The 23,588-nt window shown below is 62.0% G+C and carries 22 protein-coding genes and 3 pseudogenes; 15 read left to right on the plus strand and 10 right to left on the minus strand.

Annotation, left to right across the window (positions count from 1 at the left end; genetic code table 11):
- The first annotated feature begins 92 nt into the window (after window positions 1–92).
- From V1273_RS30735 to V1273_RS30750, 4 genes are read left to right on the plus strand one after another with little or no spacing between them, the layout of a single operon-like run.
- Window positions 93–1,118, plus strand: a complete 1,026-nt coding sequence (locus V1273_RS30735; protein ID WP_334411810.1) for a class I fructose-bisphosphate aldolase — start codon at window positions 93–95, stop codon at window positions 1,116–1,118.
- A 2-nt stretch (window positions 1,119–1,120) separates the two neighbouring features.
- Complete coding sequence (locus V1273_RS30740; RefSeq protein WP_334411811.1) at window positions 1,121–1,831, plus strand: thiamine phosphate synthase; 711 nt, start codon at window positions 1,121–1,123, stop codon at window positions 1,829–1,831.
- 9 nt (window positions 1,832–1,840) lie between these two features.
- Window positions 1,841–2,986: a tetratricopeptide repeat protein gene (locus V1273_RS30745; protein ID WP_334380131.1), complete on the plus strand. Its 1,146-nt coding sequence runs from the start codon at window positions 1,841–1,843 to the stop codon at window positions 2,984–2,986.
- Between the two features lie 40 nt (window positions 2,987–3,026).
- A complete protein-coding gene (locus tag V1273_RS30750; RefSeq protein ID WP_334380130.1) occupies window positions 3,027–3,821 on the plus strand; it encodes an inositol monophosphatase family protein in 795 nt (264 codons plus the stop codon).
- A gap of 200 nt (window positions 3,822–4,021) precedes the next feature.
- Here the strand turns inward: V1273_RS30750 and V1273_RS30755 are convergent.
- Window positions 4,022–4,218 (minus strand): annotated as a pseudogene (locus tag V1273_RS30755) (transposase); the annotation flags it as partial.
- A gap of 279 nt (window positions 4,219–4,497) precedes the next feature.
- On the opposite strand from V1273_RS30755, the gene V1273_RS30760 reads away from it, so the two are divergent.
- Window positions 4,498–5,430 carry a hypothetical protein gene (locus tag V1273_RS30760; RefSeq protein ID WP_334411812.1) on the plus strand — a complete coding sequence of 311 codons (933 nt, stop codon included), beginning with the start codon at window positions 4,498–4,500 and terminating at the stop codon, window positions 5,428–5,430.
- A 143-nt stretch (window positions 5,431–5,573) separates the two neighbouring features.
- Here the strand turns inward: V1273_RS30760 and V1273_RS30765 are convergent, their stop codons facing one another.
- Both V1273_RS30765 and V1273_RS30770 read right to left on the minus strand, forming a co-directional pair.
- On the minus strand, window positions 5,574–6,734 hold the full coding sequence (locus V1273_RS30765; protein WP_334411813.1) for a Crp/Fnr family transcriptional regulator: 1,161 nt from the start codon (window positions 6,732–6,734) through the stop codon (window positions 5,574–5,576).
- Between the two features lie 101 nt (window positions 6,735–6,835).
- On the minus strand, window positions 6,836–7,081 hold the full coding sequence (locus V1273_RS30770; RefSeq protein WP_334411814.1) for a DUF1127 domain-containing protein: 246 nt from the start codon (window positions 7,079–7,081) through the stop codon (window positions 6,836–6,838).
- A gap of 139 nt (window positions 7,082–7,220) precedes the next feature.
- Between V1273_RS30770 and V1273_RS30775 the strand changes: the two genes are divergently transcribed.
- The 3 genes from V1273_RS30775 to V1273_RS30785 all read left to right on the plus strand — a co-directional run bounded on the left by V1273_RS30775 (window position 7,221) and on the right by V1273_RS30785 (window position 10,029).
- Window positions 7,221–8,771: a winged helix-turn-helix domain-containing tetratricopeptide repeat protein gene (locus V1273_RS30775; RefSeq protein ID WP_334411815.1), complete on the plus strand. Its 1,551-nt coding sequence runs from the start codon at window positions 7,221–7,223 to the stop codon at window positions 8,769–8,771.
- Window positions 8,772–8,995: 224 nt separating this feature from the next.
- Window positions 8,996–9,238, plus strand: coding sequence for a hypothetical protein (locus V1273_RS30780; protein ID WP_442894122.1), 243 nt, complete (start codon window positions 8,996–8,998; stop codon window positions 9,236–9,238).
- 236 nt (window positions 9,239–9,474) lie between these two features.
- Window positions 9,475–10,029 carry a thioredoxin family protein gene (locus V1273_RS30785; protein WP_334365124.1) on the plus strand — a complete coding sequence of 185 codons (555 nt, stop codon included), beginning with the start codon at window positions 9,475–9,477 and terminating at the stop codon, window positions 10,027–10,029.
- 343 nt (window positions 10,030–10,372) lie between these two features.
- Here V1273_RS30785 and V1273_RS30790 read toward each other — a convergent pair whose 3' ends face one another.
- Window positions 10,373–10,864, minus strand: a complete 492-nt coding sequence (locus V1273_RS30790) for a peptidoglycan-binding domain-containing protein (protein ID WP_334380120.1) — start codon at window positions 10,862–10,864, stop codon at window positions 10,373–10,375.
- 418 nt (window positions 10,865–11,282) lie between these two features.
- On the opposite strand from V1273_RS30790, the gene V1273_RS30795 reads away from it, so the two are divergent.
- Window positions 11,283–11,528: a hypothetical protein gene (locus V1273_RS30795; RefSeq protein WP_334365127.1), complete on the plus strand. Its 246-nt coding sequence runs from the start codon at window positions 11,283–11,285 to the stop codon at window positions 11,526–11,528.
- Window positions 11,529–11,990: 462 nt separating this feature from the next.
- On the opposite strand, the gene V1273_RS30800 is transcribed toward V1273_RS30795, so the two are convergent.
- The 3 genes and pseudogenes from V1273_RS30800 to V1273_RS30810 all read right to left on the minus strand — a co-directional run bounded on the left by V1273_RS30800 (window position 11,991) and on the right by V1273_RS30810 (window position 13,031).
- A complete protein-coding gene (locus tag V1273_RS30800) occupies window positions 11,991–12,413 on the minus strand; it encodes a hypothetical protein (protein WP_334380118.1) in 423 nt (140 codons plus the stop codon).
- Between the two features lie 11 nt (window positions 12,414–12,424).
- On the minus strand, window positions 12,425–12,646 hold the full coding sequence (locus tag V1273_RS30805) for a hypothetical protein (RefSeq protein WP_334365129.1): 222 nt from the start codon (window positions 12,644–12,646) through the stop codon (window positions 12,425–12,427).
- A 121-nt stretch (window positions 12,647–12,767) separates the two neighbouring features.
- A pseudogene (locus V1273_RS30810) lies at window positions 12,768–13,031 on the minus strand (hypothetical protein).
- A 377-nt stretch (window positions 13,032–13,408) separates the two neighbouring features.
- On the opposite strand from V1273_RS30810, the gene V1273_RS30815 reads away from it, so the two are divergent.
- From V1273_RS30815 to V1273_RS30825, 3 genes are all read left to right on the plus strand, one after another.
- Window positions 13,409–14,197, plus strand: a complete 789-nt coding sequence (locus V1273_RS30815) for a mechanosensitive ion channel family protein (protein ID WP_334411816.1) — start codon at window positions 13,409–13,411, stop codon at window positions 14,195–14,197.
- 2 nt (window positions 14,198–14,199) lie between these two features.
- Window positions 14,200–14,529: a hypothetical protein gene (locus tag V1273_RS30820; protein WP_334365131.1), complete on the plus strand. Its 330-nt coding sequence runs from the start codon at window positions 14,200–14,202 to the stop codon at window positions 14,527–14,529.
- Window positions 14,530–14,761: 232 nt separating this feature from the next.
- Entirely contained in the window at window positions 14,762–15,037 is a 276-nt protein-coding gene (locus tag V1273_RS30825) for a hypothetical protein (RefSeq protein ID WP_334365132.1), read from the plus strand.
- 304 nt (window positions 15,038–15,341) lie between these two features.
- Here V1273_RS30825 and V1273_RS30830 read toward each other — a convergent pair whose 3' ends face one another.
- From V1273_RS30830 to V1273_RS30840, 3 genes and pseudogenes are all read right to left on the minus strand, one after another.
- Window positions 15,342–18,497 (minus strand): multidrug efflux RND transporter permease subunit, encoded by a 3,156-nt coding sequence (locus V1273_RS30830; RefSeq protein ID WP_334411817.1) that lies wholly within the window; start codon window positions 18,495–18,497, stop codon window positions 15,342–15,344.
- Between the two features lie 9 nt (window positions 18,498–18,506).
- Entirely contained in the window at window positions 18,507–19,712 is a 1,206-nt protein-coding gene (locus tag V1273_RS30835; protein WP_334380115.1) for an efflux RND transporter periplasmic adaptor subunit, read from the minus strand.
- 297 nt (window positions 19,713–20,009) lie between these two features.
- A pseudogene (locus V1273_RS30840) lies at window positions 20,010–20,369 on the minus strand (DUF1488 family protein); the annotation flags it as partial.
- Between the two features lie 569 nt (window positions 20,370–20,938).
- Between V1273_RS30840 and V1273_RS30845 the strand changes: the two are divergent.
- The 3 genes from V1273_RS30845 (at window position 20,939) to V1273_RS30855 (ending at window position 23,584) form a co-directional block, all read left to right on the plus strand.
- Window positions 20,939–21,934, plus strand: a complete 996-nt coding sequence (locus V1273_RS30845; RefSeq protein ID WP_334365135.1) for a flagellar motor protein MotA — start codon at window positions 20,939–20,941, stop codon at window positions 21,932–21,934.
- A gap of 175 nt (window positions 21,935–22,109) precedes the next feature.
- Window positions 22,110–23,135 carry a peptidoglycan -binding protein gene (locus V1273_RS30850; protein ID WP_028349258.1) on the plus strand — a complete coding sequence of 342 codons (1,026 nt, stop codon included), beginning with the start codon at window positions 22,110–22,112 and terminating at the stop codon, window positions 23,133–23,135.
- Entirely contained in the window at window positions 23,135–23,584 is a 450-nt protein-coding gene (locus tag V1273_RS30855) for a GNAT family N-acetyltransferase (protein ID WP_334411818.1), read from the plus strand. Before V1273_RS30850 ends, V1273_RS30855 begins: the two co-directional genes overlap by 1 nt.
- Window positions 23,585–23,588 lie beyond the last annotated feature (4 nt).

The following is a 23,588-nucleotide window of genomic DNA, read 5'->3' on the forward strand; positions in this document are numbered from 1 at the left end:
ACACCCGGGGTGCGACGAACGTTTTCTAGGCAATTGCCCGAGAACCGCCTATTTTGGTGCGCAAGGGCATGATGTTTTCGGAGAACGTTCCCATGAATCTTGCTGACCTCAACAAGGTTGCCCTCGCCATGGTCACCCCAGGCAAGGGCATTCTCGCCGCCGACGAATCCTCGGGCACGATCAAGAAGCGTTTTGACGCCATCAAGGTCGAATCCACGGAGGAGAACCGCCGCGACTACCGTGAAATGCTGTTCCGCTCCACCGAGGCGATGAGCAAGTACGTCTCGGGCGTCATCCTCTACGACGAAACCATCTGGCAGAACGCCAAGGACGGCACGCCGCTGGTCAAGCTGATCGAGCAGTCCGGCGCCATCCCCGGCATCAAGGTCGATGAAGGAACGCAAGCACTGCCGCACTGTCCGGGCGAACTGGTGACCGTCGGCCTCGACAAGCTCGCCGAGCGCCTGAAGAAATATTACGAGCGCGGCGCGCGCTTCGCCAAGTGGCGTGCAGTGATCGATATCGGCAGCGGCATCCCCACGCAGACGGCGATCCACGTCAACGCGCATGCGCTGGCGCGCTACGCCGCGCTGTGCCAGGCGGCGCAGATCGTGCCGATCGTCGAACCGGAAGTGCTGATGGACGGCGATCACGATATCGACCGCTGCTACGACGTGACCCAGCGTGTGCTGAACAAGACATTCCAGGAATTGCGGGTCCAGCGTGTCGAGCTCGAGGGCATGGTGCTGAAGCCCAACATGGCCATTTCAGGCAAGAAGTGCGGAAAGCAGGCTTCCGTCGAGGAAGTTGCGGAGAAAACCGTCCGTCTCCTGAAGGCGTGCGTTCCCGCGGCCGTGCCCGGCATCGCCTTCCTCTCCGGCGGACAATCCGATGAGGAAGCGACCGCGCATCTGAATGCCATGAACCGGATCGGCGGCCTGCCCTGGCGGCTGACCTTCTCCTATGGCCGGGCGCTGCAGGCGGCGCCGCAGAAGGCGTGGTCGGGTAAGGCCGAGAACGTCGCCGCAGGCCAGCGCGCGTTCACACACCGTGCGCGAATGAACGCGCTGGCGAGCAAGGGTGAGTGGGACACCGGCCAGGAAAAGAAGGTCGCCTAGACTTGTCCAACAAACCCGTTCCGCCGCGCCCGGCGCCGCGCCTCTATCTCGCGACGCCCGAGGTGGACGATCCGTCACAGCTCGCAAACCAGCTTCCGGAGCTGTTGGCCGCGGCCGACGTCGCGGCGGTGCTGCTGCGGCTGAAGCAGACCGACCAGCGCACGATGATCGCGCGCGTGAAAGCACTCGCGCCCGCGATCCAGAATGGCGGCGCGGCGCTGTTGCTCGACGGCCATGTCGAGTTGGTGGCGCGTGCCGGCGCCGACGGTGCGCATTTGACCGGCCTCGCCGCGCTGGAAGACGCCTGGCCGTCGCTGAAGCCGGACCGCATCGCCGGCGTCGGCGGCCTTGCCACGCGGCACGATTCGATGGCCGCGGGCGAAGCGGGCGCCGACTACGTGCTGTTCGGCGAGCCCGATGCCAAGGGCCAGCGGCCATCGACTGAAGCGATTGCCGAACGCCTGCAATGGTGGGATGAACTGTTCGAGCCGCCCTGCGTCGGCTTTGCCGCCTCGCGCGAGGAGCTTTTCGAATTTGCGGCTGCCGGCGCCGATTTCGTGCTGGTCGGCGATTTCATCTGGGCCGACCCGCGCGGCGCCAAGGCGGCGCTGATCGACGCCGCGCAGGCAATCGCGCAAGCGTACGAAGCGGCGTTCGGAAAAGCCAGAGCTGGTATCGATAAGTCCGGCACGGATAAGGCCGGGCGCGGATAACGCCGGACAATGAAACTCCTGCGTCCCATATCGCTGCTTGCGGGCCTCTTGATGACGATGGCCGGCGCTTCCGCGCAGGTCTCGCCGACGCCGCCTGCCGCGCAGCCGCCCGCCGGCCCGCCGCCGGCGAAAAAGGAAGCGCCGCCCAAGCCAAAAGCACCGCCTGCGGCGAAGCAGCCCGCCGCGCCGCCGAAGCCGGCGGCAGCACCCAAACCGGCGGCAACGCCCACGCCCGCCCCCTCGCCCACGGCGGCCTTCGAGGATCCCAACGTCGATCTCGTCTACGGCGCCTACCAGCGCGGCATGTACAAGACGGCGTTCGATCTCGCGACGACGCGCGCGCAATATAACGGCGACCCAAAGGCGATGACGATGCTGGGCGAGCTCTACGCCAACGGGCTCGGCATCAAGCGCGACTATGCGAAGGCCGCCGATTGGTACCAGCGTGCGGCCGATGCCGGCGACCGCGAGGGCATGTTCGCGCTCGCTATGATGCGGCTGTCCGGCCGAGGCGGGTCTACCAATCGGGAGCAGGCCGTCAAGCTCCTGGCCTCCGCGGCCAAGCTCGGCAACCCGAAGGCGGCCTACAATCTGGCGCTGCTCTACCTCGACGGCAACACGCTGCCGCAGGATGTCCGGCGCGCTGCCGAACTGCTGCGCGTTGCAGCCGACGCAGGCAGTCCGGAAGCACAATACGCGTTAGCTACCTTCTACAAGGAGGGCACCGGCGTGCCGAAGGACATCGACAAGGCGGTGCGGCTGCTGCAGGCGGCATCGCTGGCCGACAATGTCGACGCCGAGGTCGAGTACGCGATCGCGCTGTTCAACGGCACCGGCACGCCGAGGAACCAGGTTGCGGCGGTCGCGCTGTTGCGGAAGGCAGCGCGGCAGAACTCGCCGATCGCGCAGAACCGCCTCGCCCGCGTGCTCGTGAGCGGCTTGGGGGTGCAGATGGACAAGATCGAAGGCCTGAAGTGGCACCTTGTCGCCAAGACCGCCGGCAAGGGCGATCCCGAACTGGATGAGAGGCTCTCGGAGCTCAATCCCGAGGATCGCGCCAAGGTAGAGGCGGCGGCGCGGAAATGGACCGGTACCGCCGACAAATCACGCCTTGACGGCGGCATATCAGCAGGGCACCCAGTCCCTAAACCCTGACGGCATTGCGCCGTTCCCTCTCACTATAAGCGCTCGCATCATGCTGTATTCAGCCCTTATCAACGTCATGGTGAAAGCCGCGCGTCGCGCCGGCCGCAGCCTCAAGCGCGACCTCGGCGAGATCGAGCATCTGCAGGTGTCGCTGAAGGGGCCGGCGAACTTCGTCACCAAGGCCGACAAGCGCGCCGAGGAAATGCTGTACGAGGACCTCGCCAAGGCACGGCCCGGCTACGGCTTCATCGGCGAGGAAGGCGGCACGCGCGAGGGCGCCGACAAGACCCACACCTGGATCGTCGATCCGCTCGACGGCACCACCAACTTCCTGCACGGCATTCCGCAGTTCGCGATCTCGATCGGCCTGCGGCGCGAAGACACCGTCATTGCCGGCGTGATCTACAACCCGGCCAATGACGAGTTGTACATCGCGGAGCGTGGCAAGGGCGCGTTCCTCAACGACCAGCGGCTGCGGGTCGCCGGCCGCCGCCAGCTCAACGAATGCGTGGTCGCCTGCGGCCTGCCGCATATCGGCCGCGGCGACCATGCGCTGGCGCTGAAGGAAATGGCCGCGCTGCAAAACAAGGTCGCCGGCTTCCGCCGCTTCGGCGCAGCTTCCCTCGACCTCGCCTTTGTCGCCGCCGGCCGCCTCGACGGCTACTGGGAACGCAACCTGTCGCCGTGGGATATCGCAGCGGGGCAGATCATGGTGCGGGAAGCAGGCGGCACGATCTCGGGGATCGAGGGTAATGACGACGCGCTGAAGACCGGGCACGTGGTCTGCGGCAACGAGTTCGTGCACGGCGAACTGGTGAAGATACTCGGGCCGCTGGGAAAATAGGGCGACGGTTCCAAGCCACGCGCGTCGCTTCATCCGCGATCGGGTGATGCAGCCTTCCGGAGGCGGTGGAAGCACACGGAGGAGCCTCGGCGCTCCCAGCCAAAATATTGAAAACAACCCCATGCACAGTAGCCGGCACTCGTCGAGTGCCGAAGTAGACATTTGACACGTCGGGCAAATCAGCGAGACAAGACCATCATCCACCGATGGTAGCGATTATAACAAGTCGTGCGGGGGCCATAGGTCGCGGGCATGTCGCGCCATGGCGCACCTGAACGCAGAACCCAACGATGCCATCGAGCACGCGGCGGCCATCTACTCGCCGAACGCCGCGCGGCTTGTTCGGCAACGTCGGCTTAATGGCGGTCCACTCATGTTCGCTGAATTCGTAGCGCATGATTCGAGGCTTCGGTTTCGAAGCTTGAATGACGTCCAAGGTAGCGCCATCAATCCGCACCGGTCCCTAGCGAAACCGCCAATGCTCTGAATTTACTCCCGCTTTCGGAGGCACAGCCGACATGGCCGGACTTGCCGCTGGGTCGCCCACGTAGCGATTGACCCGTTGCGGACATCGGGAGTCGCTCAACGAACGGTAGCTGAGGCCATCCCCTGGCCCTTACAGTGTGCTACTTTGAGCCGGCACGATCCCCTGTCTTCGGCCCGGAGCCGTTGCACCGTGACCCATGATCATAACCTGGCATGGACCGAGGAAGGCCGCTTCCGCGGTGCCCTCGACGATGTGATAATCATCCCACTTGTTTTTGTCGCGCTCGCTGCAAACAAAATCCTGCGTTTCATTCTTTCGATCTTGATGCGGCTGCTCGACTACGCCTTCCCTTTAGCAATGCAGATTGTTTGGCTTCCGCTCTTCGCGGCCAGGGTTCTTGGCAATGTCATCGTTACTATCATAAGCGGCGCGTTGCGCTTCCTTCCCCTTTCCGAGACGAAACGTCGACAGTGGAGTCTATCGATCCGCCGGAACTGGTGGTGGCTCCGGCGGAAAATCAGCTATCGGGCGTTCGAACATGCTGTGTACATTGCCTTTGAAAGCGGCATGGCATGGGTGTTCCGAAAATGCCGACATCTCACTCCGAACACCGCATTGCTCGTGATCCTGGGTGCGGTACTTTGGCTCCCGATCTCTTTCGGGGCTGCAACGGCAATGCACGCGATATTGTTTGCCAAGGTCACGTCCTGGCCGGCTTGGATGCAACTCTTGCATCCGCTGGCAACGGTCATCGCCAAGAGCAAGCTTTTGGTGCTGCCGGTGTACCCGGCCGCCTGGCCACAGGCCAAGAAACATCCGTTCGTTCAGCGCGTATTCAAGAGCTATGAAACCATCAAGCGCCTGTATGTGATCAAAAAGGTCGGTTTTCGCTATCGGCAGGCAGATACCGCCGGCGTCGCGGCGGTTGAAAGGCTCGAGCGCACCGCCGGCCTCGCATCGGCGGTAAGGTGGCTGGGCAACGCGCATGTCGCCGAACATTTCGGCGTCGAAAGGCCCACTCAGAAATTGCGTTCGTTCTTCTCGAGATGGTCAATTCAGTTCTCTGCCGAATACTACGACGCGAAGGAACGGCAAGCCTCAGGAGCAAGCGACGAACGCTGAGATGATCATTGGGCTGAACCGGACTCCGCGTGGCCATCGCGGAATCGACGCGAATGACCCGAACCGGAAATTGTTGCCTCGCGAGACCCGCACTGCGTCGGGATGTCCTGTTACCAAAAGTGCGGGACATCAAGAGCCAAAGGTTAAGCTATGTCATCCGTAGCTAGAGTCTGCCGTGCGGCTTTCTCTTGTGCGATAATTCCTTCGAGCCGCGAGATGTTTTCCAGCAGGCGCTGGCTGGTCAGGACGAGAAAGTAATAGCCGAATTGCGGATTTTGAAAGTAGATTTCGAGCAGCCTTTCATAAGTTATGGTCAGGACTTGTCCGTCTTCTATGCATTCGACGGTCGCGGTTCGCCTTTTATTGGGAGTAAGGAAGCCAAGTTCGCCCATGAGACGTCCCGGCGGAATTTCGACGCTGATCTCCGTGACCAGGAACTTTCCAGTGACCGTCAGGAACATCTCGGTGGCCGCATCATCCTTCTTGAACAATTTATCGCCGCTGCGATATTTGCGCTCGGTCATGAACGGTTTGAGCCATTCCAACGAGGTATCGCCCTCCGTCGCGATGCGTGCCCTCTTGATCAGATTGAGCATCTGGCGGAGGCGAATTGCATTGATCGGCAGCAACAGCAGATACAGGATAAAAGTCCCGACGTTTCCGGAGAGCGCGCCAAAGGCGACGAAGAATGTACAGCCGGCCATGTTCGCGACGCGCAGCGGCACCATTGTATGCATCAGCAAGGTAGCGACAAGAAAGATGGCGCCAACCAGGGCGAACATATTGGCAAGCGTGATGTTGGCCAGCACAATTTCCAGCAGCCGGTTGAATAGTGCGTCGTAGGTGATGTTGTTCGGATCGAGACCCATCTGAACCAGAATCTTTGCGATCCTGAGATTGTCCGCCGCCGCATCAAGAATGCGGTCTAGTATCGTTGAAGAATCTGCACTGCTGGACTCCATCGGATCATCCTCCGCGCAAAGCCGTCGGTATTCGTCGGATATCCCGGATACTGATAATTGAAGTCGGATAACGACCGTTTGAGTAAGATTACCAGCGGTCTCGGTGCAATCGATTTTACCTCGGGCGGTGAATTCGGCAATTGCCCGCTCTCTAGTTCGCTTTGCCGTCGCATCTGCCCTGAGCTGAAGAGAGGTAACGCCGGCTCCCAGGCGGCTTTCGCAAGTGCAGGGCAATAGTGTCGCAAAAATCGGGAACTTCCGAGTCTGGCCCTTTTCGGACCTGACAGGGTTTGGTTGACGATGCCCGTTGTTGAGGGCAAAGCGGGCTTCCCAGTTGCGCACTCAGATTTCTGAGTTTTGACCCATATCGGAAGTCAGCGTCTGCGCCACGACGCCTATGGTAGTGACCATTCCGACCGTCCACCGCTGCCAGATATCGACATTCATTTACCGGATAGGATGCCTCGCGGATCGCAATCTCGGTGCGAGGCGACGTAGTCGATTTCGCCGCGCGTAATACCGATATCCATAAGCTCCCTGTCACTTAAGTCGCACAAGTTGGCCAGTAATCTCCGGCGTTTGCGCCACTCCTGAAATGCATTCCAATATGTTTCGAGAGGACTGTACGCCTGCCGCCTTGCGGTTACCGGCCCCAGCTCAGTGGTCTCGCGGATCGTGCTCATTAGCATGTGTCCTGTCTGGACTGTTCACTAGGCAGAAGTTGCCGCAAGATGCGCGGGCGGGCTTAACTGGTGGCTTACATTTCTCTTACCGGCGGCTTACTCTTCATGCGCTAGTACAGAGGCGCCACCGAGAAGGAATGGCAGCTTGCGCTATCTTTTCGAGGAATGCGCATTCGACACCGACCGGCGCGAGCTGCATCGGGGGACCGATGCGGTGTCGATCACACCGCAGGTTTTTGACCTGCTCGCTTACCTGATCCGCAACAGGGAGCGGGTTGTCAGCAAGGACGACCTCATCAAAGCCATTTGGAATGGGCGCAGCGTCTCTGACGCGGCGCTGACGACCCGCCTGAATGCCGCCCGGGGTGCAATCGGCGATTCCGGCGAGGAACAGCGCTTCATCAAAACACTACCGCGCAAGGGCTTCCGCTTCGTCGGACAGGTGCGGGAGGCGCGAGAAGTTGCGGGCCCAAATCCGGGCGATGCGCCCGAGAGCGCTCTTGTTCCCGACAGGCCCTCCATCGCCGTGCTGCCGTTCGCGAACATGTCTGGCGATCCCGAGCAGGAGTACTTTGCGGACGGGATGGTTGAGGAGATCACTACCGCGCTTTCGCGGTTCAAATGGTTGTTCGTGATCGCTCGAAATTCGAGTTTCACCTTCAAGGGCAAAGCCGTCGACATCAAGGAAGTCGGGCGCAGGCTTGGCGTGCGCTATGTCCTTCAGGGGGCGGTGCGCAAGGCGTCGGGGAAAGTTCGCATCACGGGCCAGTTGATTGAAGCGGCTACGGGCGCACACATTTGGGCGGACAAGTTCGAGCGTGACATGACAGAAATTTTCGCGCTGCAGGACGACATCACGGTCGCCGTTGTCTCAGCTATTCAGCCAAAGTTGTTTCAAACAGAAATTGCAATGGCGACGCGGCGGCGACCGGAAGACCTCACCGCGTATGATCTTTTGCTCCGGGCTATACAGCAAGCCGTCCCATTGACTCGCGAAGGGTTGGCCGAGGCACTCCGACTGGTCCAGCGTGCCTTGGAGCTTGACCCTGGGCTTGCTGGTGCTGCCGCTCTGGCAGGCGCCTGTCACGCGGAAAACGTGGTTAGGAACTACGCCATCGATCTTCAATTCGAACGCAAGGAAGCCGTTCGGCTCATGCGCTTGGCATTGAGCCTCGACGATGGTGATCCAGACACGTTGGCAAGTGCTGCCTTGATCTCGGCACTTCTGGTCGGCGATTGTGAGACTGAGATCGAGATGTCCGACCGGGCGGTTAAGCTCAACCCAAATTCATATCGCGCGTGGCACTGCAGAGGCTGGGTCTATAAGATTGCGGGGCAGCCAGAGGAAGCGATCCGGAGCTTTGAACGTGCCATGCGCATGAGCCCAGTAGACCCGCAACTATACACAGCGTTTACCGGGATGGGATTTGCCTTTATTGAGCTTCGTCGCTTTGACGAGGCCATCGTTGCAGGGAAGAAAGCCCTGCGGCAGAACCCTGGCTATCCAGGACCGTACCGCTGCCTCGCGTCCGCTTTCGCCCATCTCGGACGCGACGCTGAGGCCCGTGAGGCGGCGGCTCGTGCGGTTGAGATCGACCCCGCTTTCACAATATCGGCGTGGATCGCTCGGAGCCGGATATCAACAAATGCGAAGCTGATGATTGAGGGTTTTCGCAAAGCGGGGTTGCCCGAGTAGTTCTCCAATGTCCACGAGGTGATTGAATAGCGGCACTCTTCTGCGGCGCACGAGTCCGGTTATGGCCCCGATTCGGACATTGAGGACGTCGGCTTCGGCCGCAACCATCTGCGCTTCGATATGGGTGTTGACTCGCAGGCACGCGCACCATGCATGGGGCCTTGGCGCGGAACCGCCGCGCGCAGTAGGCGTTGTTGTCGCGGCCGCACCGACGGGAGAACGCGATGAAAATGTCCTTGTGCACGGTACTATGTGCGGCCGCATTGATGTTCGCGGCCGGTGCTGCCTCCGCTGATCCCTGGAAGGACGAGAGTGGTAAGGGCCGCTGGCGCGGTGATACCGGGTGGGGCGACTCGGAGCGCAAATCCAAGTTTCGCACCGCCGGCGGCTGCGAGGTCGAGTGGAAAAAGGGCGAATACGAAGAGAAGGTGAAGTGCAAGCCCGGCCGCTACGGCTACCGATACTGATCCGCATTGCCCACTCTACCTGCAAGGAGTAGTGCCGCGCAATGCACGGGCGCCATCGTGTCAATCCGCAATGGCAGCTTTTGGCCCACACCGACGAAATCCCGCGCTCGTCCAAATGTCGGCTGTTAAGGGTCGACCGGAAATGCCTGACGTATGGCCAAAACGACGCGACTGGCGAGCAGGCTTTGGAAACTGTGCCCCCCGTCAGCATATATTTGGGCACAAGGAGGTGCGATATGGCGACAACAGCTACTCAAGTCGTTCTTGATACGCCTGCGGCGGAGTTTCGGCTTCCGGCCACCGACGGCAAGACTTACGCACTGGACGACGTTGCGGGCGAAAAAGGCACGGTCGTCGTCTTCATCTGCAACCATTGTCCCTATGTTAAAGCGGTGATCGACCGCATGGTTTCGGACGCCCGCGTGCTGATGACGGAGAGCATAGGCTTTGTGGCGATTTGCTCGAACGATGCGGCGAGCTATCCCGAAGACTCATTTGAGAATATGAAGCGTTTCGCGAAGGCTCATGATTTCCCGTTTCCATATCTCCACGACGAGACCCAGACAGTCGCTCGGGCGTATGGAGCGGTCTGTACGCCGGACTTCTTCGGTTACAATGCCGACCGCAAGCTCAAGTATCGCGGCCGGCTCGACGAAGGCCGCACAACTCCGCCTCGCGCGGGGGCGCCCCGAGAGCTTGTCGAGGCCATGCGCGCGATTGCGACCACCGGTCTGGCGCCGGCTGACCAAAAGGCGTCTATTGGCTGCTCGATCAAATGGAAGGACGAGTAAAGCCGAGCCCTGTCACCATGTTTCGTATCTAAGACCGCCGCGTGCGGCAGCATTTGCTGCACATGTGCGATTTTGACTAGCGGCATCACGAGGGCCCAACGGCGGCTGCCGGAGTCGCATTTCGCCCCTTCTGCTTCAGGTCTGCTTCCAGGGCAACACGGACATCAACCGGTGAGATACCCGGCTAAGTCGGTCGGAAAATGGACCCATCTCCGACATAACGCTCCGGCCCCTAGCCACGCGCATGCCCTGAGTTCGCCCTAGGCGATTCGATCGTCACAGCCGTCCTACAAAGTGCTAGGCTGCTCAGGACGTATTTCCAACTATCTTGAGGCTGGACGAGTCACCTGCGGAATAGTCCGCCCACCACACCCCCCACAACGCCGTGCACCGCGCCGCCGATCGCGCCGATTGGACCGCCGACACCACGCGAATGGCGAGTACGGCTCCCAGCGCGACGACGGTCTTGACGGCCGGATTTGCCAGCCTCTGCCGCGGCTTCCGTTAGTACCCTGTGCTGGGCGGCGTTGAGAAAGCCAGTGGTAGGGTAGCCGTGCTCCTCCTGCCAGCGCGCGATGACGGCGCGAGTCGATTCGTCGAACTTCCCATTGACCTTGGTCTTGAACCCGAGCTTGGTTAGCCCACGTTGCACTCCACGACGCTTTGCCTTGGTGAGGCCGATCTGTTCCTCGGTCTCCTGAGTCGCTTCGTCGGTAGCGATTGCCGTTTCGGCGGGGGCCAACGTTTCGCGAGGCGTGCTGCTCAGACCAGCCTTAGCAAAGTGCGCGCTGTCGACGATCGCTAGGATGCACAATGCTAGGATCAAGGCGCGCATGGCCTTCCTTCGCCCCCAAGTCTGCCGATGGTTCGGTCTAGAAAGTAAAGATACACTGCGCCGTCCTGAACTATCAACGTCCGACGGCGCCACTCCGCTTCGTCGCAGAGGTAACTGTTGCCCGCGGCACACGGTTCCCTAGCCTCGCGCCGATTGTTACGCCGCATTGCACGCGGGGGGCATGGGATCGGCGCATCGCCCTTGGAGCTTAGAGACGTCTAGAGCAAGCGCCGCCGAGGTCAGCTTCTGGCCCCAAGCCGCCGGTAAAGGCCGATTAACTGAGTGACCCACTTTGATTTTGCGAGCATTTTTTGCGAGATCGATGCGCGAATGAACGCTGCATGAACGCCGGTTTCAGCCAATGAACAACCGCACGGCGCTAAGCGTAACCAGATGAGACGCCAGAGGAGGATGGGCAATGAAATACGCACTCGCCGCGCTCTGCGCACTCACAATGCTGGCGGCTCCGGCCGCTGCCGATCCATGGAAAGACGAGAGCGGCAAAGGCCGCTGGGGCTACTATGATCGCGGGCACCGCGCCTATGGTTATGACCGCGAATACAAGCAGGAATTCCGCCAAGGAAACTGTAAGATCGAACGCAAGTGGGAGCGCGGCGGCGAGTATAAGGAAGAGATCAAGTGCAAAGGCGGATACCGCTACTAGCTGCACTACCGCAGAGCGTTGTCGTCCTGCTCGCCTTCGGTGTCATCTGGCTAGCAGTGGTAGCCGCAATCATCGGTATATTCGCCTTGTTCAAGTAAGGCCGCCTCAGTTGGCGGCCTCTTTCGTTTCGAATGTCACCTGGTGGCCCATAGCGTCGTTTCGCTGCATGCAGCGGCACGTCGGCTATCGGGGCATGGCGGACTCTGGCGCGGCATCAGCCCGGCAAATTTATGGGTGCATGGACTGGATGCATCGGCCGCCGCCTGCGCCAAGGCTTCTCGACGGCCCGAGACCGCAAGTCCCTGCCAAGCCCTGCGCGTCGCGGGGTCACGGAGCATGACAGCGTCTCTTCAGAGGAAAAAGTCATGAAAAAGCTTGGCATAAACATCGCCCTGGTTGCCAAACACCAGCGTAAGTCGGCATAGAGCGGCTCCGCCACAGCAACGACGCCGATTTGCGTTCTCAGCCGAGAGGTCGGCTTTGCCTGAAATGGAAATTGTTCGGAGTAAACCTCCTGGCCACGGCGCGCGCCTGGCCCTCGCATGTCTCCAGCGCGATCTTCTGGGCAAGCATGACGTCTCCGATCGGCAGAGCGCCGATCGGCATGAAACACAGCCCCTCCTGCAGGCGACCTCTTTTGTCGATCTCGCACACATTCACCGAGGCCCCGGCGTGGATCCTGTACCGCTTTCCGCTGTCGCTTCCGACGACCTCGAAGTAGCCCTTTCTGGTGAACTGCTCTCGCTGTGCCGGCGACAACCATTCTCGCAAGAGCCGCAGCGAGCGGCCCTCCGGCGTGCCCTCGGCGCCGTGCCTGATGAAGAGGGCTCGCGTCGCGCTTATGCGCGAGCGGCCGCCCGGCGGCCACGGTCGAAAGCCGAACATGGCCGGGCCGGTTACCCGCCGACCAGCCTGGGGAAGAAGACAGTTTCTTCCGCAGTGGGGTCGAACGATCGTAGGTGCGAGGTCTGACCCGGACCCGTCCTAACTGCCGCGGTGAAGCCGGCATTGGTGAGCTCGTAGAACCGCTGCTCCGCTTTCGCCAGTTCTTGTGCGTCATCCGAATTGAAGGGGTGACGGCGGTCGCCGCTGCGGTCCATCACGATCTGGATCGGCATGATCGTCCTCCTGGGATTGCTGGTGGCAAGGACCTGCTCCAGTATCCGACCGACCTCACGGACTTTCAAGAAGAACATTCCATCGCAATCGCCGGTCGTCTGCCGATCGCAGCAAGCGCAATCAGGCTGGCAGACACTCCGGGCAGGTGTCGCCGAGCGAGTCCAGGACGTCCCGAACTTCAGCGACGGCCGCCTCCGGAGAGACGCCGGACGGCGGATCCTGACGGGCGATGACGAGAGCGCGCTCTTGGGCATGGGGGATCAGCGCGGGCCTGCATCCAGCCATGCTCCTCGCATCGCGGATCGCTCCGGCTTCCTGCAACACGGAGACGGCCCAGCCCCGCAGCGTCCTCATGGCGGGCTGCCGTTCCTTCGTCATCCGCATCGAAATGGCTCCTGCCGAAGACCAATCTGACCGAACCGTCTTCCGTTCCGGGGACCGGTTCTGACCAAGCGCGTGATCCATCGCGATCCGAATTCCGCTGGCGCCATTCAACGGTGGAAGCTGCCGAACGCGTCATCCGGATGCTGGCCGACATGCGCCGCTAAGGCGGCGATCGCGCGCGGCGATGCATGGTCCGGCTGCTCGCCGGGATGGGATCGGTGCCGCCTTCGCAGCTGCAAAATCCCCGTCTCACCCCAAAGTTCTGACTTAGAACTGCAAGCGTCAGAACCTTTCCGGTGTTCACGGTGTTGACTTTGTGAGTTCCGCGCGCTGGACGGGGACGAAGCCGTCCGCGCCCTCACCGGGAGGAAGTCACCATGAATACGACGTTTACGAGCATTCGGGATTGGAGCGAGGCTTTGCTCACATCCCTTGCGGCCGCGATGGCCGTATTCTTCGCCGCCATTCCCAAGATCCTTGCATTTGCCGCGATCCTAATTATCGGCTGGTTCGTCGCGGCCTTAGTGGCAAGCGCAATCGCGGCGGTGCTTCGGCGAGTCCGCTTCAACGAACTATCCACGCAATCGGGGTTCACCGGCTTCGTTCATAACATGGGGCTGGAGACTGATGCCTCGGGAGCGATTGCCCTCACGACGAAATGGTTCATCAGGCTGATCGCGCTTGTGGTTGCGTTCGACGCTTTGGGTCTACCGGCTGTTTCGGACGTGTTGCGACAACTCCTGTTGTGGATTCCCAACCTTATCGTCGGAATCGTCGTTCTCGTCATCGGTGGCTTGGCGGCGAATGCCCTGGGTAACTTGGTCCGAGGCGCCACGGCACAGGCCGACCTGGGCAATCCCGACCTCCTCGCCAAGATTGCAAAGGTCATGGTGTGGGCCTTCGCCATCGTCATAGCCGTGAACCAGATCGGTGTTGCACAGACGTTGGCCAACACGCTGTTCACGGCTGTCGTCGGCGCAGCAGCTCTCGCGCTCGGTCTGGCCTTCGGGCTCGGTGGACGAGAGACTGCAGCCGAGATTGTCCGTCGATGGTACGACTCGTCGCGAGGTGTCGCGTCGAAGCTCGACGAAGCTGCTGAAGCCGGCCGTCGCTTGGGCGAACACGCGGCAGGTACTTCCCAACCGCCGCGCCAGTCCAGCAGGTGAACATGATGATACCGGAAGACGCGAAGGCGACGATTGAGCATGTTCCGCAGAACACTGGACGCGATGGTGCCGTCGACCTTGTTGCCAAGATGCACGAGTTCGGCGTCTTCTCGCATTCTGCCGCCGCCAGAGAGCTATACTGCAGCTCGAACGGGGCACGCTGGTACCTAGCCTGTGACGCTGACAGAGTTTCTGTTGTGCACGTGCCCAACGTCTCTTCCGGCGGACGCACGGAGAAGTTAGAGATCAGGGAATTCTTAGCGCGAGGCGGAGACGGACCGGAGCATCAAGAGTTGTTGCGTCTCATTGGGACGCTGGTGGAGGCTATTTAGCCCGAGGGCGCTGCTGTCTTGATCTCGCTGCTGCGCCATAGGCCTAGCCTCCAATCACAGGGCCAATGGGTGAGGTGGCCCGGCCTTGGCTCTCAAACCTCGTACAGGGGCAGCTACGCACGCATTCATGAGTACAAGCGAAGCGGACGTTGTTTCGATATGCTGTCCTCAAAGGGACTGAAGACAACCGCTCGGTGAGTTCGCGGCCATCATTGCGCGCATTGGAGGCCTCATGCGATTCATTTTCCGTGTTCTCGCCGCATCCGCGGTTCTCGTCTTCTATCTCCCCGTGATCTCGGGAGTCATGCTTGCGACTGCTGATGCGACTGGTGGGTTGCCGGGCACTCTCACCGGCTGGTGGAAGTATATCGGCGATGTGATCGCCGAAGGCGCTGGCTTTTCTGCAAGCTACAAAGAGAACATGTTCACTATATGGGGCATCGCCGCGCTCCTCAGCGTCATCGGTCACACACTGCTTTCGATTTCGAGGGCGTGGATGCATCGATGAGGAATTTCGGAAACCCCGCTATTTGCCTTAACGCAACCCGAAGGGAATGACTGCGCGGTCGTGCACCAGATCGCTCGCGGCCTGCGCGGCTGTCCGCTTCCGGCACATAGCGTCGTTTCGCTGCTATGCAGTAGCACGTCGGCTATCGGGGCATGGCGGACTCTGGCGCGGCGTCAGCCCGGCAACTTTATGAGTTCACGGACTGGATGCATCGGCCGCCGCCTGCGCCAAGGCTTCTCGACGGCCCGAGACCGCAAGTCCCTGCCAAGCCCTGGCGTCGCGGGGTCACGGAGCATGACAGCGTCTATGACTTCACCGGCGCCGGCGGGCCAGCCACCTCGGCTGCCGCCGCTTCCTCCGCCTTCTCCCGGTCCCCCGCCAGCACGCGCTGCACAGAGACGAAGAACACCGGCACCATCAACAGCGCCAGGATCACGACCGCGATCATGCCGCCCATCACGCTGGTGCCGAGCGCCTGCTGGCTGGCGCCGCCGGCTCCCGTCGCAATCGCCATTGGCAGCACGCCGCAGACGAAGGCTAGGCCGGTCATCAAAATCGGGCGGAAGCGCAGCGAACAGGCTTCGACCGTGGCTTCGATCAGCGGCTTACCTTGCGCACGCAGATCCTTGGCGAATTCGATGATGAGGATGGCGTCTTTCGCCGCCAGGCCAATGATGGTGATCAGGCCGACGGTGAAGTAGACGTCGTTCGGTAGCCCCCGCATGGTCGCGGCAATCACCGCGCCGCAGATGCCAAGCGGCACCGTCAGCAAGACCGCAAGCGGAATGGTCCAGCTCTCATAAAGCGCAGCAAGCAGCAGGAACACCACCAGCACCGAGAGGCCGAGCAGGAACGGCGCCTGCGAGCCCGACAGCTTTTCCTGCAGCGACTGGCCGGTCCATTCGAAACCGAAGCCGCGCGGCAGCTTGTTGGCCAGCCGCTCCATCTCGGCGATGGCATCGCCGGAGGTGAAGCCGGGCTTGGCTTCGCCTGAGATGCGCACGGCGGGATAGTAGTTGAAGCCCGCGATCTGGGTCGGCCCCTTCGACCACTGGACCGTGGCGAAAGCGGAGAACGGCACCAACTGACCGCGGCTGTTCTTGACGTTGTAATTGAGGATGTCGTCGGCGTTCATGCGGCTGGCGCGGTCGGCCTGCACGATCACGCGCTGCATCCTGCCGCGGTTCGGAAAGTCGTTGATATAGTTCGAGCCGAGATTGGTCGAAATCGTCTGATTGATGTCCTCGAAGGTGACGCCGAATGCGCCGGCTTTCTCGCGGTCGATCATCAGATTGACCTGCGGCGCTGGCGGCAGGCCCTCGACATAGACCTTCTGCAGGATGGGGCTGGCGTTGGCTTCCGCGATCAGCCGGTCGGATGCGGCGACCAGCGCCGGATAGCCCTTCTGGCCGCGGTCCTGCAGGCGGAACGAGAAGCCGGAGGAATTGCCGAGGTTGTCGATCGGCGGCGGCTGCAGCGCCGAGATCCTGGCGTCGCGGATCGACGAGAGTTCGCGGTTGATGTCGGCGACGATCGCGGCGGCGGAATCCTTTTTGCCCCGTTCCGACCAGTCTTTCAACGTGATGAAGGCCTGCGCGGTGTTCATGCCCTGGCCGAGGAAGCTGAAGCCGGTGAGGAACGTGACGTCCTCGACGCCGGCGCGATTGAGCAGATACTTCTCCACGGCCCCGACCGCCGCTTCGGTGCGAGCGTAGGAGGAATCGGACGGCGTCTGCACGTCTGTCGTGATGAAGCCCTGGTCGTCGACCGGCAGGAAGCCGCCGGGCAGCCGGACGAAGGCCCAGCCGAGGCCGATGAGCAGCGCGGCGTAGATCAGCATCAAACGCCCGGTGCGCTTCAGCGAGCCCTGCACGGTGCGCGAATAGCCGCCACGGCTCGTCTCGAGCACGCGGTTGAACCAGCCGAACACGCCCTTGCGCGCATGGCCGTGGCCGGCCTCGACCGGCTTCAACAACGTCGCGCATAGCGCCGGCGTCAGCGAAAGGGCCAGCAGCGCGGAGAAAGCGATGGCCGAGATCATCGTGACCGAGAACTGGCGATAGATGATGCCGACCGAACCCGGGAAGAACGCCATCGGCACGAACACGGCCATCAGCACCAGCGTGATGCCGATGATGGCGCTGGTGATCTGCGACATCGCCTTGCGGGTCGCTTCCTTCGGCGGCAGGCCCTCTTCCGCCATGATCCGCTCGACGTTCTCGACCACGACGATGGCGTCGTCGACGAGAATGCCGACCGCCAGCACCATGCCGAACATGGTCAGCATGTTGATGGAATAGCCGGCCGCCATCAGCATCGCACAGGTGCCGAGCAGCGCCACCGGCACCACGATGGTCGGAATGATGGTGTAGCGGATGTTCTGCAGGAACAGGAACATCACGATGAAGACCAGCACCACCGCTTCCACCAGCGTCATCAACACCTTGTTGATCGAGGCCTTGACGACGGGCGTGATGTTGTACGGGATTTCGTAACCGATATTGGCCGGAAAGAATTTTGACAATTCCTTCATCTTGGCTTCGACGGCGCTGGCGGTGGCAAGCGCGTTGCCGGTCGGCGACAGCAGCACCGAAAGGCCCGCCGTCGGCTTGCCGTTGAGCCGCGTGTTGAACTGGTAGCTCAGGCCGCCAATCTCGATGCGGGCGACGTCGCGCAGCCGCACCGTCGATCCATCCGGATTGGCGCGCAGCGTGATGGCGCCGAATTCATCCGGCGATGAGAGCTGACCCTTGACCAGCACCAGCGCGGAAATCCTCTGCTCCGGCGTGCTCGGCTCGGCGCCGACGCTGCCCGAGGCGACCTGGGCGTTCTGCGCCGAGATCGCCTTGTTGACGTCGTCGGCGGTAAGGCCGTAGCCGACCAGCTTGGCCGGATCGACCCAGATCCGCAGCGAACGTTCGGTGGAATAGAGCGTGGCGCGGCCAACGCCGGGAATGCGCCTGATCTCGCCGAGCACGTTGCGGATCATGAAGTCGCCGAGGCCGATTTCGTCGAGCGAGCCGTCGGCCGAATTCAGCGTAATGATCTGCAGCACGGCAGAGGAGGCCTCCTCGACCAGGATGCCCTGCTGGATCACCGCGCGCGGAAGCCGAGCCTCGACGCGCTTGAGTCGGTTCTGCACTTCGACCGACGCCGCACCCGTCTCCGTGCCGGGCACGAAGTTGGCGATGATTTCGACCTGTCCCAGCGAGTCAGAGGTAGATTCGAAATTGAGGATGCCGGAGGCGCCGTTGAGTTCCTCCTCGATCAGCCGCGTGACGCTGTTGTAGAGGTTCTCCGGCGACGCGCCGGGATAGCTGGTCGAGATCGAGATCGAGGGCGGTGCGATGATCGGATATTGCGCGACCGCCAGCAACGGGATCGAGATCGCGCCGATCAGGCAGATGAAAAGCGCGACCACCCAGGCGAAGATCGGCCGGTCGATGAAGAAGCTGGGCATGTCCCGGTCTCAGCGGGACGCTTGCGCTGCCGGTGCTGGCGGTATCGAACCAACCGAGGCATCCGCATCGATCCACGCCTTCGCCTTGACCTTGTCGCCGGCAACAAACTTCTGGAACCCGTCGACGATGACGCGGTCGCCCTCCTTGAGGCCCTCGCTGATCAGCCACACGCCGTCCTGCATCGGGCCGGTGCGGACCGGCTGCGTCGCGACGCGGCCGTCGTCCTTGACCACGAAGACTTCGCTGCCGCCGCCGGCATCGCGCTGGATCGCCTGCTGCGGCACGGCCATGGCATCGGAATCGATGCCCTGTTCGATCAGGACGCGGACATACATGCCGGGCAGTAGTTCGCGATTCGGATTCGGAAACTGTCCGCGCAGCGTGACCTGCCCGGTATAGGCGTCGACCTTGGCATCAGAGAACAGAAGCTTGCCGGGAATCGAATAGGCCGGACCATCGTCGAGCACGAGGCGGACCTTGGCCACGTCGGGCGCGATCCGGTCGAGGTCGCCGCTTTCGAGCGCACGGCGCAGCTTGTTCATCTCCGCGATCGATTGGGTGAAATCGGCGTAGATCGGGTCGAGCTGTTGGATCGTGGCAAGGCTGGTGGTCTCGTTCTGCACCACCAGCGCGCCTTCGCTCACCAGTGCGGCGCCGACGACGCCGCTGATTGGCGCACGGATTGTTGCATAGTCGAGATTGAGCTTCGCGCGGGCGACATCGGCCCTGCGGCTGCCAACTTCAGCCTCAGCCTGGCGTTGGGCTGCGATGGCCTTTTCGTTCTCTGCCTCCGGCGCCGCGCGCTGGCTGGTCAGCGTCGCAATGCGCCGGGCGTGCTGGGTGGCGAGATCGAGCGCAGCTTCCGCCTTGTCCAGCGCGGCTTCGCTCGCCTGCAGTTCCACCTCGAACGGTTTGGGGTCGATCCGGTAGAGCGGATCGCCGGCCTTCACCTCGGTGCCCTGCTGGAACAGGCGCTCGACGACGATGCCCGAAACCCGCGCACGGACTTCCGAGACCCGGGTGGGTGCGATTCGGCCGGGCAATTCACGAACGATGGCGCGGGGCTGAGATCTGACGGTGAAAGTGCCTACTTCAGGCTCGGGCGGCTTTGCCGCTGCGGTCGCGGCGATCGGTTCATTGCAGCCAGCCAAAAGCGGCGCCATCGCAGTCAACATCACAATGATGCATGCCGATTGCGTTCGTAGTCCGGACATTGAAAGCATTGCCCCAGTTCAGGTTGGAAGGCGCGAGTTGAGCATTCGCGACGTTGTCGTAAGAGTCTTGGGAACTCACGGTTAGTGGAAGATAGGATAGGGACAGACTGCTGCGACGCAATACGATTTCGCGGCGGCCCAATGTCACACAACGCTATCACACTGAACTACCGCTCATTTTTCCAGATTCACTTGATTGTGAGACGGTTCCATTGCGTTTGGCCGGAAACAGACGGCCGGGAACCCGCCGTTTCGCTGCAGCAGATGACCGCGCGGGAGGCATCCGGCACGAATCGGTTAACGCCTGGCTACCGCCGCCTTGAGCCGGTAATGGCTGATGCCCCACTCGCTGCCACCGGCGTAACCGAACAGGCCTGCGGTGGCGAGCAGGAACCAGCGCCAACGCCGCATCCACAGCGCAGTCTCGCCGCCATAGACCTTGCGAAGCACGCGCTCGATTTCGTCGCGATGTCGGTCGAAGTTCGCCAGCCAGTCCTGCGCGTTGCGCTGACAATGCATGCTGCTCCAGCGCCATTCCCTTTCGACCCCGAACAGATCGGCATATTGCCGGATCAGATGATGGCTCGGCATCACGCCGCCGGTACAGAAATGCTGCGCAATCCCGTCCTCGCCATCGGCGCGATCGAACACATTCGATGGCGCGTGCCGCCACTTCGTCGGCGAGCCAGGCATCGCTTTCGGCATTTCCGGTGGCGAGTTTCGTGGCGGTGCGTGAGCAGAGCTGGTGGATTGCGGCCCGGATAATCACGTCGGGCAGCGGCACCCGCTCGGCGGTGCCCAGGATCGCGGAGACGAAGCCATGACACTCCCTCCATTTTGGCACGATCCTTTTCAAAAACCGGTCCCCGCACGGGCTAACGCGACCCTCCGGGTCGGATCATGCCGGCGGCGGCCGCCGGAAGAACGGGCTGGTCTGCAACCGGCAGTCGCGATACAGCCACTGCTCCTGCACCACCTAGAGGCGCCCGCCATCAGAACCGGGAAAGATGCGGCAATGGCCAACACGCCTCGGGATATATAAGAGCGTCATGAAAAATCTCGGTTGGACATCGAACCGTTCCAAAATACGCTGATGTCAAAGCCCGGTTTCGGGAAGATGTTCCACCACCGTCGGCCCGAAATCGCGGCTTGCCAGCTTTTTTCTCCAGCCCGCTGTGCCATATTGGCGCCAGCGCGGCTTTTCGTAACCGGATGACACCCCGCAAATGCCTTCAGGCCCCTCCTCCCGCTCCGAAATGGAGATCGAACTGAGCAAACTGTCCTCACCACGGATTTTCCTGGTGCGGATGCTCGTGTTCCTGGTGCTCTGCGCGCTGGTCACGGTCGTGCTCTATAAGCAGATCACCGTGGCGTTCTTTGCCAACCCTGGCCTTAACGCGCTGATCGGCGGGGTGCTCCTGATCGGCATCATCCTGTCATTCCGGCAGGTGGTTCGGCTCTATCCGGAGGTGGCCTGGGTCAACAGTTTCCGCATCGCCGATCCGGGGCTCGCAATCGACCGGCGCCCGACCCTGCTGGCGCCGATGGCGGCAATTCTCGGCGGCGAGCGTACCGGGCGCATGACGATATCGCAGCAGACCATGCGGCACTTGCTGGATTCGATTGCGACGCGGCTGGACGAAGCCCGTGATATTTCCCGCTACATGACAGGCTTGCTGGTCTTCCTCGGCCTGCTTGGCACCTTCTGGGGCCTGATCGAAACCGTCGGTTCCGTCGGCAAGGTGATCGACGGCCTGAAAGTCGGCGGCGATGCCGGCTCGCTGTTCGACACTCTCAAAGAGGGGTTGGCCGCCCCGCTCGGCGGCATGGGCATTTCGTTCTCGTCCTCGCTGTTCGGCCTCGCGGGCTCCCTGATCCTGGGCTTTCTCGACCTGCAGTCGAGCCAGGCGCAGAACCGCTTCTATACCGACCTTGAAGACTGGCTCGCCTCCACCGTGCGCGAATATGGCGATGGCAGTTCCGGGATCGGCGGTGAACTGCAGCATGCAATGGAACGTATCCGCGCAGTGGTGGAAGAGAGCGGCGGCAGCCGCAACACCACGGCGGCGATGGCCAATCTGGCCGAGGCGATCCAGGGCCTGGTTGCGCATATGCGCACCGAGCAGCAGATGATCCGCGAATGGGCCGACGGTCAGGGCGAACAAAACCGCGAGATCAAGAAGCTCCTGGAACGGATCGCCAGACAGCCCGAGAAGAGCTGAAGTGGAAAGTTCGTGTCCCGGACGCGGCGCAGCAGGCAAAAGCGCGTTTACGCGCGTCTTCGACACGCTATGGTGATGCGACGCAGAGCCGGGACCCAGCACGAATAGGTCCCGGCTCTGCGGCGCAGCGTTTCCACGCCGCGCCGCGTCCGGGACACGAGATTGGAGACGACAAATGGCCCTCGCCCGTGCACGCCGCAGTGAATCCGGTTTCAACTACTGGCCGGGCTTCGTCGATGCGCTGTCGACGCTGGTGCTGTCGATCGTGTTCCTGCTGTCGGTGTTTTTGGTGGTGCAATTCTTCCTGTCGCAGGAGGTCACCGGCAAGGACAAGGCGCTCGAACAACTCAACGCCAAGATCGCGCAGTTGAACGACCTGCTGTCGCTGGAAAAGCTCGGCAAGATCACGCTCGACGACCAGCTCGCGCAATTGCGCGCCGGCCTCGCCGCCGCGGAAGGCGAACGTGACCGCATCAAGGGGCTTTACGAGGGGTTGAGCGGTGCCGGCGACGCCCAGGGCCGCGCCAACGAGCTCAACAAGGCGCTCGAGTCCGAAAAGGCCGTGAGCTCGCGCGCGCTCGCCCAGATCGAGGTGCTGAACCAGCAGATCAGCGCGCTGCGCCGCCAGCTTGCGGCGCTCGAGGAAGCACTGGAAGCCTCCGAAAAGCGCGACAAGGAATCCCAGGGGCGGATTGCCGATCTCGGCCAGCGCCTGAACGTCGCGCTGGCGCAACGCGTGCAGGAACTGTCGCGCTACCGTTCGGAATTCTTCGGCCGCCTGCGCGCCATTCTGGGCAATCGCCCCGATATCCGCATCGTCGGCGACCGCTTCGTATTCCAGTCGGAAGTGTTCTTCGATACCGGCCAGGCGGTGCTGCTTCCCGAGGGCCGCTCCGAACTCGACAAACTCGCCACCGCGCTGATCGATCTGGACAAGCAGATACCGAGCGAGATCGGCTGGGTGCTGCGGGTCGACGGCCACACCGACATGCGCCCGATCAACTCGCCGCTGTTCAAGTCGAACTGGGAATTGTCGTCGGCGCGCGCCATCTCCGTGGTGCAATATCTGGTTTTCCTCGGCGTTCCCGCGCAACGGCTGGTCGCCGCCGGTTTTGCCGAGTTCCAGCCGCTCGATTCAGCACCCAACGAAGACGCCTACAAGCGCAACCGCCGCATCGAGCTGAAGCTGACGGAACGGTAGTGGCCGCAGATTTCACGCTCCGCCCCTATCGCGCCGAGGACGAGGATGCGGCGATCGAGCTGTGGCGCCTGACGTGGCAGCAGGCCTATCCGTCGATCGACTTCAATGCGCGGGTGGCGTGGTGGCGTGAGCGGTGGCGGAACGAGCTGGTGGCAAACGCCCAGATCATCGTCGCCGAGCAGGCGGATGTGCTGATCGGCTTCGTGACCATCGATGCATCTGGCTATCTCGACCAGCTCGTGGTCAGTCCGGATCATTGGGGCTCGAAACTTGCGACAAGTCTGGTCGACGAAGCCAAGCGCCTGTCGCCCAATGGCGTCACGCTTCTGGTCAACAAGGACAACGCCCGCGCGATCCGCTTCTACGAGCGCAACGGCTTTGAACATGCCGGCGAGGATGTAAACCCGACTTCAGGCAGGCCGGTGTTGAAGATGGAATGGAGGGCGTAACACC

The sequence above is a fragment of the Bradyrhizobium sp. AZCC 1721 genome (genome assembly GCF_036924715.1).
Lineage (GTDB): Bacteria > Pseudomonadota > Alphaproteobacteria > Rhizobiales > Xanthobacteraceae > Bradyrhizobium.

Bases quoted from the DNA above. Each gene is read 5' to 3' on its own strand.
- V1273_RS30750 (WP_334380130.1), top strand. From the start codon at position 3,027: ATGCTGTATTCAGCCCTTATCAACGTCATGGTGAAAGCCGCGCGTCGC.
- V1273_RS30770 (WP_334411814.1), bottom strand. From the start codon at position 7,081: ATGCTAATGAGCACGATCCGCGAGACCACTGAGCTGGGGCCGGTAACC.
- V1273_RS30825 (WP_334365132.1), top strand. From the start codon at position 14,762: ATGCGATTCATTTTCCGTGTTCTCGCCGCATCCGCGGTTCTCGTCTTC.
- V1273_RS30800 (WP_334380118.1), bottom strand. From the start codon at position 12,413: ATGTTCGGCTTTCGACCGTGGCCGCCGGGCGGCCGCTCGCGCATAAGC.
- V1273_RS30735 (WP_334411810.1), top strand. From the start codon at position 93: ATGAATCTTGCTGACCTCAACAAGGTTGCCCTCGCCATGGTCACCCCA.
- V1273_RS30790 (WP_334380120.1), bottom strand. From the start codon at position 10,864: ATGCGCGCCTTGATCCTAGCATTGTGCATCCTAGCGATCGTCGACAGC.
- V1273_RS30850 (WP_028349258.1), top strand. From the start codon at position 22,110: ATGGCCCTCGCCCGTGCACGCCGCAGTGAATCCGGTTTCAACTACTGG.
- V1273_RS30830 (WP_334411817.1), bottom strand. From the start codon at position 18,497: ATGCCCAGCTTCTTCATCGACCGGCCGATCTTCGCCTGGGTGGTCGCG.
- V1273_RS30785 (WP_334365124.1), top strand. From the start codon at position 9,475: ATGGCGACAACAGCTACTCAAGTCGTTCTTGATACGCCTGCGGCGGAG.
- V1273_RS30795 (WP_334365127.1), top strand. From the start codon at position 11,283: ATGAAATACGCACTCGCCGCGCTCTGCGCACTCACAATGCTGGCGGCT.
- V1273_RS30820 (WP_334365131.1), top strand. From the start codon at position 14,200: ATGATGATACCGGAAGACGCGAAGGCGACGATTGAGCATGTTCCGCAG.
- V1273_RS30745 (WP_334380131.1), top strand. From the start codon at position 1,841: ATGAAACTCCTGCGTCCCATATCGCTGCTTGCGGGCCTCTTGATGACG.
- V1273_RS30780 (WP_442894122.1), top strand. From the start codon at position 8,996: ATGAAAATGTCCTTGTGCACGGTACTATGTGCGGCCGCATTGATGTTC.
- V1273_RS30845 (WP_334365135.1), top strand. From the start codon at position 20,939: ATGCCTTCAGGCCCCTCCTCCCGCTCCGAAATGGAGATCGAACTGAGC.
- V1273_RS30835 (WP_334380115.1), bottom strand. From the start codon at position 19,712: ATGTCCGGACTACGAACGCAATCGGCATGCATCATTGTGATGTTGACT.
- V1273_RS30815 (WP_334411816.1), top strand. From the start codon at position 13,409: ATGAATACGACGTTTACGAGCATTCGGGATTGGAGCGAGGCTTTGCTC.
- V1273_RS30805 (WP_334365129.1), bottom strand. From the start codon at position 12,646: ATGCCGATCCAGATCGTGATGGACCGCAGCGGCGACCGCCGTCACCCC.